The sequence below is a fragment of the Gleimia sp. 6138-11-ORH1 genome (assembly GCF_024814355.1).
Lineage (GTDB): Bacteria > Actinomycetota > Actinomycetes > Actinomycetales > Actinomycetaceae > Gleimia.
The window spans coordinates 93,471-107,173 of record NZ_JANUXV010000001.1 but is presented as its reverse complement, the minus strand read 5'-3'; the positions used below and the strand labels follow the sequence as shown (position 1 = coordinate 107,173).

The window sequence follows — 13,703 nt, the reverse complement described above, 5'->3', positions numbered from 1 at the left end:
TTTTGTTAGTCGTGCTTGTAGGTGAAAGGTGGAACAACAGTTCCTTCCGCAACCTCTGTGTCGTGCAGGAAACAGTGCGCGATCACTGCTGCCGTTCCAACATGGACATTGCGAAGTGTAGTGTTAGGACCAATTTGGGCAAAGGGTTCGACTACAGTGTCACCTTCTAAAACAGCACCTGGTTCAATGCAGGCATCCGGTCCAATTTCAACAGTAACGTCAATATGCGTGGTGTTGGGAGAAACAATAGAAACTCCCGCTTTCATATGAGCATCTAAAATTCGACGATTCATTTCGTCACGTAAGTCTGCCAGTTGAGCGCGGTCATTACACCCTTGCGCTTGCCATTTATCTTCCAAAATAAATGCGCCACACCGACGTCCTTCGGCTACCGCAATGGCGACAGTGTCAGTTAAGTACACTTCTCCCTGGTCATTGTCGGTACCAATTTTATTAAGAGCGTTTCGTAAAAACTGCGCGTCGAAAGCGTAGATCCCCGCGTTGATTTCGTTAATTTCTTTTTGCTCAGCGGTGGCATCTCGCTGTTCCACGATAGCAACCAGATTCCCTCCGGTGCGCACCATTCTTCCGTAGCCAGTTGGGTCCTCTACTAAAGTACTTACCACCGTAACGGCATTTTGCATTGATTCGTGAAAAGCGTGTAATGCCTGTAAGGTTTCAGCTTCTAAAAGTGGAACGTCAGCAGAGGTAACGATAACTGTTCCATTAAGGTCTGTAGGGAGCGCAGCTAACCCACATTGTACGGCTCTGCCAGTTCCGGGAATCTCATCTTGGTCAGCGATTAGTACGTCTTCTGCTATTTCTTTAATCGCTGCAATAACTTTTTCTCTTTGGTGACGCACTACTACTACCACGTCGTCAGCACCAGCGTCATAGGCTGCAGCAATCGAGTGTCCTACCAATGGCAGCCCGCACATCGTATGGAGAACTTTAGGGGTTGCGGATTTCATCCGTGTTCCCTGTCCAGCTGCCAGGACAATTACCGCGCTTGGATGAGTGGGGTTAGAAATAGGAGTTTGGTCAGCTGGCGATGATACTGCACTTTGGTGGGACACGAGGTAGCTCTTTCGAAGTTTGCGTTATTTCCCTGGGTGCCCTCTGAGTATTCAAAAGACACATCTTTATCTATCATAAGCGCTTTTGGTAATAAAGTGTGAACTGTCCATATTTTTGTTTTAGGCTGTCCAAATTTTTAGCTTATTAAGAGATTTTTATGGATTATTTTGCTTCTGCGTCTGGATCGTAAGACGTCGGATGACTGATGAATATTTTCCGGGTAACATATTGGCATGGAACTCAACGTAGAGACCCGCCGACAGCGATTAGTCGGCGCAATAGCAACCATCACTTTAATCGCATCACCGCTTGTGGCGTTACCGACAGCTTTTGCTACAGAAGCTAATCCGACTACGCCAGTCGCAGTCAATAGCACTGCAGAGGAAGCCACCACACTTCCTAATGTATCCGTAGAAGTTACTCCCGCAGAGGACCGCGTTTACAACGTGGGAGAGACCATTCGGTTTAACATCAAGATTTCTAATCAGACTCAAACCGCCTATGGTCTGCAGATTCTTCCTACGGAAACTAACCTAAAGAATATTGAAAAGTGCCGCTGGTCTACTTTCGCTGCCGGCAAAGTCGGCGATTGCAATACCAGGAATCTGCAGGCCACTCACCTGGTAACCGCTGCAGATGCACAGGCTGGGCAATTCGTTCCCGAATATGCGCTGACCCTTTACACGCCAGCTCCGAACTCGGCAACTGGCTACCGTAATGTGGTCGCAAAATTCCCTAAGGCCACCGGCGCTCCTGTAAAGGTAGCTAACCCGGTTGTCCCACAGCCCCCCACACCTGACACTCCTGCCCCGGCACCACAGATTGCTGAGATTTCTTTCCAGCTGCGCAGCCAAAAGAACGGGCCTTGGTCACTTGGGGATCTGTTGGAATACACCATTCACGTGAAGAACATTTCCGGAGCACCTCGCGGTTTCACTCCTATTGAGGGGAACTTAGACGGTTGGCAAAGGTGTAAGTGGACTCGCCCATTCCCAGATCAAACCACTAAATCTGACTGCAATTTCGTCTCTCACCGGATTACCGCCGAGGACGTTGCCCGCGGTTACTTTGAACCTTTCATCACCTATCAAGGTGTGCCAAAAGTTACCGGCGATCGGGTGCTTATCCGCCCTGAAGCGATTCGTTTAGATTTAGAGAATTTCGAGGGCGAAAAAGCCCTTTACACTGTAGGGGATGTACTTCGCTTCCCAGTTAAGGTTGTTTCTTTAGGAAGCGAAGCCTACACGCTCCGCACTGAGGGAACTAACCTGACTTTTAGCGGTGCAAAGTGTGATGGCCAGCTTGCTGTGGGACAATCTCTAAACTGTGAAGTTGCCACCCATACGATTACTGAAGATGATTTGGAAGTTGGGTTCTTCTCCCCTACTTTAACGGTGAGCGCAGTGGGCACAAATAATGAGGTAGCTGGAACTGCTTCTTTGAAATTCCCTACCATCAATCTTCCCCACAATTATTCATGGCCTAAAGCAGGTGCTTTCACCCCTGCAGATTACAATCCGGCTGGAACCACAGCTGGTGGGCTAACCGATGAGATTATCATCGCTCAGCAAAACGGAGATAACTTCTACCGTATTCCGGCTCTCACAGTGGCTCCGAACGGCGACCTATTAGCTTCTTACGATCACCGTCCTAACCACGCTGGTGACACGCCCAATGCAAACTCCATCGTCCAGCGTCGTTCTTCTGACAACGGTCGCACCTGGGGGCCAGAAACCTATATTGCAAAGGCTCAGGGCATTCCGGGACGTACTTTGGAATCTTTCTCTGATCCTTCTTACGTGGTTGATTACACCACCGGTAAAATCTTTAACTTCCATGTAAAGGGTTATAACCGCGGTTGGGGTAACGCTCGCTACCACTTCAACGGTGACCAAGTTCAGGTGGGGCATCGTGACTCAATGGATTTGCACGTTTCTGTCTCTGACGATAATGGGCGTACCTGGACTCATAAGGTTATTACCGATCAGCTTTTGAATGGTCGCACTGATGCTTTGAAGGCTTTCGCTACCTCTGGTAACGGGATTCAAATTCAGCACGGTAAGTACAAGGGGCGTTTAGTTCAGCCAGCTGCGTGGGGTCTACGCGACGGTAAAGTTGTTGCCGGCGCAATTTACTCTGACGATCATGGTGCCTCTTGGAAGCTCGGTCAGTGGACTCCAGTCCAAGGAGCAGATGGAACCTACCGTTGGGATGAAAATAAGATTGTTGAACTTTCAGACGGACGTTTAATGATTAACTCTCGCGTTTCCGGTGGTCCTGCTACCCAAGCTCGCGTGCGAGCAATTGCTTATTCCTCTGACGGTGGGGTCACCTGGAGCGCTCCTCAGGCTGAATCACAGCTAACTGACCCAGTAAATAATGCGCATATTATCCGCGCGTTCCCCACTGCCCCAGCTGGTTCTGCAAAAGCTAAGGTTCTTTTCTTCTCTAACGCGAAGAACCCAAATGCCCGCGTTAATGGAACTATCACAGTTTCTTGTGATGACGGGAAGACCTGGAAGAATGACACGGCAAAGCAGTACTTCGCCGGACATATGGGATACTCTTCAATCACCGTATTGAATGATGGTTCAGTAGGTATTCTTTCTGAAGTAGCCGGAGCTTCAATCCGTTTCCAACGTTTTGATTCCTCTTGGTTAGGTAATCAGTGTGATCTCACTGAAACACCACCGCCACCAGCTACCCCAGATTTCAGCATTAACGTAGAGCCAACTGAAAAGCGTGTTTACACTGAAGGTGAAAAGATTTGGTTCCGCATCTCTGTGGAAAACAAGTCTGACCAGGCTTACGGTCTGCAGATTGCTGCTGAGGACACTAACCTTTCGCGCACTGATAAGTGCCGTTGGTCTACTTTTGCTGCCGGACAATCCGGCACCTGTAGCAATGAGAATCTGATGGCTTGGCATGTGGTTACTGCCGAGGACGTTGCGGCTGGCTCATTTACCCCGCACTACGCCCTCAGCTTGTACCAGCCATACCCAAGCAACAACGATAAGCGTTATCAGGAACTGTTGCATAAGCTACCTCGAGTAACCTTAGATCCAATCCAGGTTGCTCCGGCAGCTCCGAAAGCAGAAATTAGAATCGCGCTGAATAATCCAAAGACTACGCCTTGGACTAAAGGTGAAGTACTCAGCTACACCGTTTTAGTTAAGAACACTTCTGGCCAGACCCGCGGGTTCATTCCAGAATCATCTAACCTAACCGGTTACCAGCGTTGTCGTTGGACTGCTCCATTTGCAAATGGAGTTACTAAGCGTGACTGTAACTTCCTGACACACGAAATCACTGATGAAGATATTGCCAGAGGATACTTTGAGCCGCGGATCAAGTACCGTGAGGTAGCCGAAGCTGTAGGACAAAAAGTAATTGTTCGTGCTCCAGCTATCTCCTTAGTTCCCACCGCTGTAACGCCACAGGCTGATTACGCGATCGGTGACAAGATTACTTTCGGAGCTGAAATTGTTTCCAACTCTCAAAACCCTCTAACCTTGCAAGTTGAATATACTAACGGCACGGTTAAGGCAGATAGTTGTGCAGGAACTTTAGCTGCAAATGAACGTAAGGCTTGCGTGATTGAACATACCGTTACCGAAGAAGACCTAATTACCGGTTTCTTCACTCCACGGTTACGTATTTCCGCCCTCGAAAATGGGGAAACTGTTCAAGTTGTGGAACTGCCAGCTAATGCTCTTCCGCTACCTACCACCCACCAGTGGCCCGCAGCAAAAGCATTCAAGCCTCACAACTTCAACCCAGAATCTTCTGCCGCGGGTGGATTGACTGAAGAAATCATCATTGCCCAGCAGCATGGCAGAGTATTCTACCGGATCCCTGCCCTGACGGTAGCTGCTAACGGCGACTTGCTGGCCTCTTACGACTACCGTCCAAATCACGCTGGTGACACTCCGAACCCGAACTCGATTGTGCAGCGTCGTTCTAAGGACAACGGCAAGACCTGGGGGCCAGAAACCTTTATTGCTAAGGCAAGTGGCACCCAGTGGCAAGATCTGAACTCTTACTCAGACCCTTCCTACGTGGTCGATTACACTACCGGTGAGCTTTTCAACTTCCATGTCAAGGGACATAACCGTGGCTGGCATAATGGGGCTCGCTACCAGTTCGACGCGGACGGTAACACCACCAACGATCACCCAGATGCAATGGACTTCCATGTAGCTTCCTCAACTGATAATGGCTACACCTGGAAGCATCGGGTAATCACCGCGGAAATCCTTAAGGGTCGCACAGACGCAGTTAAAGCCTTCGCTACTTCCGGTGACGGTATCCAAATCCGTCACGGCAAGTACAAGGGACGTCTGCTGCAACCTGCCGCTTGGCATCTTTCAGACGGCACTACTCGCGCTGCAGTTATCTACTCTGACGACCATGGAAAGAGCTGGAAACTCGGCGAATGGACTGCCGCTGAGGGCGAGGGCGGTCGCCATAACTGGGATGAAAATAAGGTTGTTGAGCTTGAAGATGGCCGAATCATGATTAACTCTCGTGTTTCTGCGGGAGAAGCTAACCGGCTGCGCGTACGCCTAGTTGCCTACTCTGAAGATGGGGGCGTAACTTGGGGTGCGTCAAAGATTGAAACTGAACTAACCGACCCAGTTAATAACGCGCATATTATCCGCGCGTTCCCAACTGCAAAACCGGGAACTCCAGAAGCAAAGGTACTGCTGTTCTCTAATACGAAGAACCCACGTAGTCGAGTTAATGGTTCTATCACTGTTTCTTGTGACTCTGGGGATAACTGGAATAACGCGCAGGCAAAGACCTATAACCCAGGACATACCGGCTACTCTTCCTTAGCAATTTTGCCAGATGGAACTGTGGGCGTACTTTCTGAAGTTAGCGGTGCTTCTATCCGTTTCCAGCGTTTCGACGCAAGCTGGTTGGGTAAGCAGTGTGACCTACCTGGTTTAGTTGATGAAGATTACGTACCTGCTCCGGAAGTTAATCCAGCACTTACTTTAGATGCTGGCACTCTGCTGGCAGGACAGCAGGTAACTGGTAGCTTCAGCGGCTACACTCCAAATGGTGAAGTACGGATTGAGCTGCACTCTACTCCAGTTGTTCTGGGACAGGTGACTGCTTCCGCTACTGGTACCGGTACTTTCTCATTCACTATTCCAGAAGGAACCTTGGTTGGTTTACACAATATCGTGGTAGTAGATGTGACTACTAATAAGTTGGCTAGACTGCCGCTGATAGTTAATGCTGCCCCAAGTGATGGTGGTAAGCCTAAGCCTCCGGTAGTTCCACCTCCGGTTGATGGCAAACCTAAGCCACCAGTAGTTACTCCTCCAAAGGTGAACCCACCAAAGGTAACTCCACCAAAGGTTGCGCCAAAGACACAACCTGCATTGCCTAAGACTGGTGCAGAGATTGCTACCCTAGGTGGAATTTCCCTGCTGACACTTGTGTTGGGAAGCTGGCTATTTATGCGCCGTAAGGCTCGTTAGTTAAACCTCAGCTAACGATACAGTTAGCGGGTTTTCCTAAAAGAATGTTCCTTGGAAGTGAGACTGTGAAAACAGTTTCTACTTCCAAGGAACATTTCTTTATTGCTATTAGTTAGCCTAGTCAGCTATTAGTTAGCCTAGTCAGTTGGGGCGAGGCCAGGTTTCAGAAAGTCTGTTTCAAAACCAGAGGTCAGGCTGGTTTCACAGTGGAAAGTTGATGTTCTTTAGCTTTTAAATTAAGAAGCTAATTTTGTAAATGATAAAAGGGAACTTGCTTTTGCAAGTTCCCTTTTATTTGGTTCCGCCCCCAGGATTCGAACCCAGATCTCAAGGCACCAAAGGCCCGCGTCATGCCGTTAGACCAGGGCGGAAGCTTCTTCTATTTTGCCACAGATATTCTAAATCTCCTAATCGAAATCTACATTAAAAACCCCCTGTTTCACCCTGAGTTTTTCTCAGGGTTTACCCTGATTTTTTTCTCACCCCCTTAAGTTATGATTGATAATAATCCCTCTAAACAAAGGTGATAAAGATGGACATACCTGCGCTAGAGATGCGTAATTTAAGTAAAGTTTTTGGCAATACTATCGCTGTGGGCAACGTTAATTTAAGAATCCCGAAAGGGTCTTTCTTTGGCGTAGTTGGCCCAAACGGCGCCGGTAAAACCACTTCCTTGAATATGGCTACCGGGTTGTTAATACCCGATCAGGGAACAGTCTTTATTAACGGAATCGACATTTGGGCTAACCCTGCTGAAGCTAAACCTTTACTGGGAGTAATGCCTGACGGACTCCGTTTATTTGATCGACTTTCCGGCCCAGCTTTAGTTAGCTACTTTGGAATGCTGAGGGGGCTATCTAAAACAGAAGCTGAAAATCGTGCAGTTTCCCTGATTGAAGTTCTGGGTTTAACCGAAGCAGGTAATAAGCTGGTTGCTGATTATTCCGCTGGGATGACGAAGAAAGTCACGTTGGCTTGCGCTCTGGTACATAATCCTGAGGTACTGGTTTTAGATGAACCTTTTGAAGCGGTGGATCCCATTTCCGCGGCAACTATTACGGAAATTTTAAATAACTTTGTTGCTCATGGGGGAACCGTGGTACTTTCAAGCCACGTTATGGAAACTGTGCAAAAACTCTGCACCCACGTGGCAATTTACAATCAGGGTCGTATTTTAGCTGCGGGTACAACAGCTGAAGTTGCTGCCGGTATGGATTTGGGCGAACGTTTCGCGCAGCTAATTGGCGGCGTTAAGTCTGCGGAAGGTTTGGAATGGCTGCGTCACTGATTAAAATGAAGTTCCAGATGATCTGGAACGGTCTGCGCCGAGAAACCTGGAAAATGGTTCTTTTCATTTTCATGGCGCTTTATTTCTTAGCAATTTACACTTCTTTATTGGGCGTAATAATTGCCTTAGCTTCCTCAGGCAATTTAACTGAATTTCCAGAGGTAGTTCCCACTGCGGGGATCTATGCGGTTACCCTCATTTTTCTAGCTTGGCTGATTGGCCCGATTGTAGGTTATGGTTTTGATGACACGTTAGATCCGCGCCGCTTTTCGACAATCACTTATCCTAACCCGCGGTTGGGGCGAGCTTTAATCATTGCGACAATGTTTGGGCTTGGTTCCCTCCTTACTGTGGGTATCCTGGTGCTTCTCTTTATTGCTTTGCTGGGAATCCAAGCGTATCTTTCTTCAGTTTTACTTGTGGCGGTTACTCCGTTAGCAATCTATATCTTCGCTTTGTGGGGACGTGCATTGTCCACCACACTGGGGCATGCTTTAGTTGCTAATTCGAAGCGTAAAGATCAGACTGTTTTCACTACTACTTTGGTTTTTATTGCCGTTTTAGCGCCCCTGGGTCTTTGGCTAAACCTGCTTGCTGAAAATTTAACTTACGAAACTCTGCGAGAATTCGCTTCAGTTTTGCTTTGGCTTCCGGTTACGGCTCCGTTTGGGATTGTTTTCGCATTTTCCGAGGGCGCCTGGGGACAGCTAATTTTGCAAGTCATCTACACGGTGCTGCTTGTAGTGGTGGGACGTTGGATCTGGAATCGGACGCTTGCACCTTCCATGGTGGGCGTTCCTACTGTGTTGTCTGCTAAAGCGAAACAGGCGATTGCCGCAGGTAAGTCAGTGGTTGATCCTAATCAAGTTCAGACTGCGAATGTATCTGATTTTGATTTAGCTAAAGAACTGCCAAGTCTTTCCTTTTTTTCCAAACTTGGGTGTTCTCATCCAACCGCTGCGCTGGCTGCACGCACATTGCAATATATGATGAAAGATCCCCGTATTTCTACCTCTGTTTTGAGTATTATGATTTTTCCACTCATCGCAGTTTTTACTTCCAGAAATGTGTCGGTTGAGCTAAATGGTGATTCTGCGTCTAGTTTCAGTTTCTTAATTTACCTACTACCATTTGTCTTGGCTTTTATGGTGGCTTCCTTACCATCTTATGATTCCACCGCCTTGTGGGGATATATTTCTGCGGGGATTTCTGGAAGAACGGATCGGTTAGGTCGTCTTTTGGGGAGTTTACCAGCGGTTATAACTATCTTAGCTTTTTCCATTATTTTCTTCTGGGCTTTTGCTGATAATGTTAATCCGCTTTCACTCGCTTTCTCATTACCAACTGTTTTTGTTCTTTCGTTAGCGGTTTTACAGTTGGTATTCACTTTTTGGTTACCTGGAGTACAACCACCTGGTTCTTCCCCACTTTCAACTAAGGGAGCTGGGAACCAAATGATTGCTTTCTTAACGATGATAATTTCTCCGATTGTCGTATTTTTACTCTATGCTCCGATTCTGCTGGTTTCCATCTTTTGGGGAGGTGCAGGTACGGTTGGAGAACTTATTATTTCAATCAGTGGGTTGATTTGGGGAATTTTAGTGCTAACAATTTCTCTAATAATTAGCATTAAGTTATATCCGAAACAGGTTCCAAACTGGTTAGCACAAATTCAAAAGTGGGCAAACCACTAAGATTTAAGGCATTTCCTTTTGTTATTGATATGCTTAACTAATAGCAAAAGGAAATGCCTTTTCTAATCTTGTTCTAATCTTTCTCTATAAATTATGGTGTTTACTTAAGCTACTCCCATCTTTGAGGCGTTCATAGTGAATGCTAACTACCAGAATTGGAATACTTTCATTCCGGTAAGAAATCATTTCTTTTCTGATTTTTATTCCGGTTTTGGGCATTCTTGTTAATACGCTTCCACCAGGAGGAAAAATGCGTTTAAATAAAGTTAGTTTCTTAGCTACTGCGGTGGCTATACCAACACTCTTTCTCTCAGCTTGTGGAGGGCTGATAGTACCTACTGATAATAAGCCCCCAGTTTCATTGAGTGAACAGCGTTCCCAATCTGGCTCGCAGAACAATAACTCTGGCAATCCTGGAACGCAAACAAATCCAAATAACCCGCCTGCTACTCCTCCAACGCAAACACCCGATGGAAGTAGCTCAGTGACAGGTTTCTACGAGTACTTCCAACGCACTCCGCATGATGAGTTCACCGACTACCGGGAAATGATGTTGGAAAGAGATCTGCTAATTGGTTTATACGCTCGGAACAATCAGATTGACCCTACGTTAAAATCAGTTGTTGATGCTGAGCTGGCCGAAGTAGATTTACCCTGGCCCACCGGACACCCAAACTTACCTGCTGAATACGTGATGCCGATTCTGGTGGGTGCAACAGTGAAAGCAATTGACGCAGACCAGTATCTGGTAACCAGCGGAATACAAAATCCCTGGGTACGGGAGTTCTTAGAAGATACTCCGCAAATAACTGAAACTTCAATCACCTATAAGAAAGGTGATGCGCGGGTTGCCAAGATTTACCTTTGGCAGTGTGCCTGGGTCGAAGATTATGCAAATGCGTTACACACGCGGTCTGCGGATGTGGAATCAATCCGCCAGGTACTTTCTACTCCGCAGGTACAGACTATTTTAGATGAGTCTAACCGCGGCGCTGCTGATGCTTGGCGCAGAGATCTTCCCGTCCTATTAAACCCACCGCGTTTAGATACGGTGGATGACTGGTTAGATTTGTACTGCGACGAATTCTAAACAACTAAATAGTTTGGGGTGGTTTCCGTAAGTTTCACGGAAACCACCCCAAACTATTATTTGGTTTTTCTAGGAAATCTTTTCAGCTAACTCTAGCCACCGCATTTCTAGATCTGCGTGTTTATCTCTTAGCTCATTGCTTTGTTTCACCAGTTCGCTCATTTTTTCTAAGTCAGTTTGGCTCGGCCCCACCAGCGCAGATACTTCCGCTAGTTTCGTTTCAACCTGCTTGTTTTCTGCCGCAATTTTTTCCATCTGACGCTCAACCTTAGCCATTTCTTTTTGAATTTCTCTGGTGAGTTTAGCGTTCTGTGGTTTTTCAGCCCCTCCGGTTTTACTTCCCGTAGTGGGACTGACTGTTGCTTTTGGACTAGTGGCTCCTTCCATCTGGGCCCGCAATTGCAGATACTGTTCTACCCCACCGGGCAGGTCACGGATCTTTCCGTCCCCTAATAGTGCCAGCTGATGGCTGGTGACTCGTTCTAAAAGATACCTATCGTGAGAGACTACTACCAAAGTGCCGGGGAATGAATCCAAAAGGTCTTCCATTGCAGCTAAGGTATCCGTATCTAAATCATTGGTGGGTTCGTCTAATAAAATCACATTAGGTTCTGCCATTAGAAGTCGAATCAGCTGCAACCGGCGGCGTTCCCCACCCGAAATATCTTTCACTAAAGTCCAGGCACGTTCTTTAGAAAAACCAATCCGTTCTACCAGCTGAGAGGCGCTTACTTCCTTTCCTCCAATCACAACTGAAGCGGCCACGGCAGAAACCGCTTCTACCACCCGCAGGTCACCTATTTCATCCAGTTCGTGCGTGTCTTGGGATAATACAGCTACGGAAACTGTTTTCCCGCGTTTTACTCTTCCAGCATCGGGTTCAACTGTGCCGGCTAATAAGCGGAGTAACGTGGTTTTTCCAGCTCCATTAACTCCCACTATGCCCACACGTTCTGCAGGGGCCAACCGGTAGGTCACATCCGAAAAAATAGTTTTTTCGCCGAACTTTAGGGAAACATTTTCTAAATCTAAAACGTCCTTCCCTAAACGGGCGGTAGCCATTTTCACCAGCTCAACCTCATCACGTGGCGGCGGTTCATTAGCAATCAACGCTTCAGCAGCTTCAATCCGAAAACGTGGCTTTGAAGTACGTGCCGGCGCACCACGTCTCAACCAAGCTAGCTCTTTACGAAGTAAGTTCTCACGCTTAGCAGCCGAAACTGACGCTAACCTGGCTCTTTCTGTCCGGGCTAAAACATAAGCAGCATAAGAACCTTCATATACTTCGATCCGCCCAGGAATTTGCGGTTTCCCTTTTCCCGGGTCTACTCCGGCAATAACTTCCCAAATATGCGAACAAACTTCATCTAAAAACCAACGGTCGTGGGTAACTACCAGTAAAGCTCCACTTTGCTTTGGCTTTTGCCCCCGCCCTCCGAATCTTTTATTCAGATGCTGGGCTAACCAGGCAACCCCCTCTACGTCTAAGTGGTTAGTTGGTTCATCTAAAATCAGCACTTCGGCGGGCCGGCCACTGATTAACCCTTGGGAAAGGACTCTGGCTAAAGAAACTCGCCGCTTTTGCCCTCCGGAAAGAGTATCGTAACTTGCTTCTAAAGAGACGTCCCCTAAAAGCCCTGCGTGAATATCGCGTATCAAAGCATTAGCAGCCCATTCGTGGGCTTGTTTTCCCGGGTGAATTACTTCTAAAACACTCTTATCAGTTACCGGATCACGTTGGGTTAAAAAAGCAACCTCTACTCCATCGCGGTAAATCAGGCTCCCCCCATCAGGTGCACTAACCCCCGCTAAAAGTCTTAAAAGAGTTGATTTACCGGCGCCATTACTTCCTAAAATCCCAATTCGGTTGCCGTCTTCAACAGAAACATTAATCCCATCTAAAATTACTCGTGACCCGCCCAGTGCTTTTAGATTCTGTGTTCCGAATAGGTGTGCCAAGTGCCTCTCCTTAATGCGTCTTTTCTACCATAGCGGGCAAACCTGGGCCGCTGGTAATTAAAGTTCCTTGCACTAAGGGGTGAGTGTTAATCTGCTGTACTAATTCTTTCACAGTTTCTGCTTCTCGCACTAACACAGCTAAAGTGGGGCCAGATCCCGAAAGCATTACCTTTTCCACGTCTAATGACTGTAAGTATGCGTAAACTTCAGCTACATCAGGACGCAGCGAAAACGCGGTTTCTTGCAGATCATTTTCCATAATCTGAGCCATTTTTTCAGCCGGCGCTAACGCTAAAACCAAATGATCATCAGCTGCTAGAACTTCTGGAAGGTCTTTAACCGCTGGAATAAATGGCCTGCCCCCGTCGGCTTCATCAAAAGCCTGAAAAACTGCGGGAGTAGCCAACCCTGTTTTTGCCATTACCATCAGCCACTGGTGGGAAGCGTTTTCTTCCTCCGCCAAACGGTTATCTAAACGAGTGATGTGGTCACCATAACCTAAACCTAATGAAGTTCCCCCATTTAGGCAGGCCGGCACGTCAGCGCCTAAGGAACGCGCAATCACCTCTAACTCTGCTAAGGATAAACGCAATCCCAGCAGTTCATTCACAGCAACTAAAGTAGCTGCCGCATCAGCTGATCCGCCAGCCATTCCCCCGGCCGCGGGAATACGTTTAGTGATCCTCAAATTAAGCTGACTATCCGCAGGAAGCAACTGATACTCTGGCAGTGCAGCTGCTTTCTCAACTAAAGCAGCTGCTGCTTTCCAAGCCAGATGATTCGAGGGCGCAACTTCACCCAACTGTTCTAAAGCCTGCCGGTTAGCAGCTTCACTACCTAAATCTGCTATAGTCTGCACAGAAATTGGATAGCCACTTTGTGTGTACGCTATTTCTATGGAAGTACTGTTTGGAACTGGGATAACTCCACTTTCAGGGTGATTTCGCGGGCTGAAACTTGCTTCGCAAGTTTCCCGCAAATCCACAGTTTCAAATATGGAATAAAGCGGGTGATACCCTTTTGCATCAGGTTTACCCACCAGTAGTTGCAGATTGATCTTTCCTGGTGCTGAAGCGGTGACCTGATTCATATAGTGCATAAAC

7 protein-coding genes and 1 tRNA gene are annotated in these 13,703 nt (G+C 47.4%); 4 read left to right on the top strand and 4 right to left on the bottom strand.

Going from position 1 to position 13,703, the window contains the following annotated elements:
* Nucleotides 1–5: 5 nt before the first annotated feature.
* Nucleotides 6–1,076: a bifunctional N-acetylglucosamine-1-phosphate uridyltransferase/glucosamine-1-phosphate acetyltransferase gene (locus NXS08_RS00400; protein WP_259136082.1), complete on the bottom strand. Its 1,071-nt coding sequence runs from the start codon at nucleotides 1,074–1,076 to the stop codon at nucleotides 6–8.
* A 234-nt stretch (nucleotides 1,077–1,310) separates the two neighbouring features.
* Here NXS08_RS00400 and NXS08_RS00395 point away from each other — a divergent pair, with 234 nt between their 5' ends.
* Nucleotides 1,311–6,569, top strand: coding sequence for an exo-alpha-sialidase (locus tag NXS08_RS00395; RefSeq protein WP_259136081.1), 5,259 nt, complete (start codon nucleotides 1,311–1,313; stop codon nucleotides 6,567–6,569).
* A gap of 296 nt (nucleotides 6,570–6,865) precedes the next feature.
* Here NXS08_RS00395 and NXS08_RS00390 read toward each other — a convergent pair.
* A tRNA-Gln gene (locus NXS08_RS00390) sits at nucleotides 6,866–6,940 on the bottom strand.
* 161 nt (nucleotides 6,941–7,101) lie between these two features.
* On the opposite strand from NXS08_RS00390, the gene NXS08_RS00385 reads away from it, so the two are divergent.
* From NXS08_RS00385 to NXS08_RS00375, 3 genes are all read left to right on the top strand, one after another.
* Nucleotides 7,102–7,857, top strand: coding sequence for an ABC transporter ATP-binding protein (locus NXS08_RS00385; RefSeq protein WP_259136080.1), 756 nt, complete (start codon nucleotides 7,102–7,104; stop codon nucleotides 7,855–7,857).
* Nucleotides 7,842–9,551, top strand: a complete 1,710-nt coding sequence (locus NXS08_RS00380; protein WP_259136079.1) for a hypothetical protein — start codon at nucleotides 7,842–7,844, stop codon at nucleotides 9,549–9,551. The genes NXS08_RS00385 and NXS08_RS00380 overlap by 16 nt, the downstream gene beginning before the upstream one ends.
* Before the next feature lie 250 nt (nucleotides 9,552–9,801).
* Nucleotides 9,802–10,641, top strand: a complete 840-nt coding sequence (locus tag NXS08_RS00375) for a hypothetical protein (protein ID WP_259136078.1) — start codon at nucleotides 9,802–9,804, stop codon at nucleotides 10,639–10,641.
* A 69-nt stretch (nucleotides 10,642–10,710) separates the two neighbouring features.
* On the opposite strand, the gene NXS08_RS00370 is transcribed toward NXS08_RS00375, so the two are convergent.
* Both NXS08_RS00370 and NXS08_RS00365 read right to left on the bottom strand, forming a co-directional pair.
* The gene (locus NXS08_RS00370; RefSeq protein ID WP_259136077.1) at nucleotides 10,711–12,600 is read right to left on the bottom strand and encodes an ABC-F family ATP-binding cassette domain-containing protein; all 1,890 of its coding nucleotides are present in this window, start codon (nucleotides 12,598–12,600) and stop codon (nucleotides 10,711–10,713) included.
* A gap of 10 nt (nucleotides 12,601–12,610) precedes the next feature.
* The gene (locus NXS08_RS00365; protein ID WP_259136076.1) at nucleotides 12,611–13,699 is read right to left on the bottom strand and encodes a 4-(cytidine 5'-diphospho)-2-C-methyl-D-erythritol kinase; all 1,089 of its coding nucleotides are present in this window, start codon (nucleotides 13,697–13,699) and stop codon (nucleotides 12,611–12,613) included.
* Nucleotides 13,700–13,703 lie beyond the last annotated feature (4 nt).

Excerpts from the sequence above, each read along its gene's own strand:
- NXS08_RS00365 (WP_259136076.1), bottom strand. The coding sequence starts at position 13,699 with ATGCACTATATGAATCAGGTCACCGCTTCAGCACCAGGAAAGATCAAT.
- NXS08_RS00375 (WP_259136078.1), top strand. The coding sequence starts at position 9,802 with ATGCGTTTAAATAAAGTTAGTTTCTTAGCTACTGCGGTGGCTATACCA.
- NXS08_RS00380 (WP_259136079.1), top strand. The coding sequence starts at position 7,842 with ATGGCTGCGTCACTGATTAAAATGAAGTTCCAGATGATCTGGAACGGT.
- NXS08_RS00385 (WP_259136080.1), top strand. The coding sequence starts at position 7,102 with ATGGACATACCTGCGCTAGAGATGCGTAATTTAAGTAAAGTTTTTGGC.
- NXS08_RS00395 (WP_259136081.1), top strand. The coding sequence starts at position 1,311 with ATGGAACTCAACGTAGAGACCCGCCGACAGCGATTAGTCGGCGCAATA.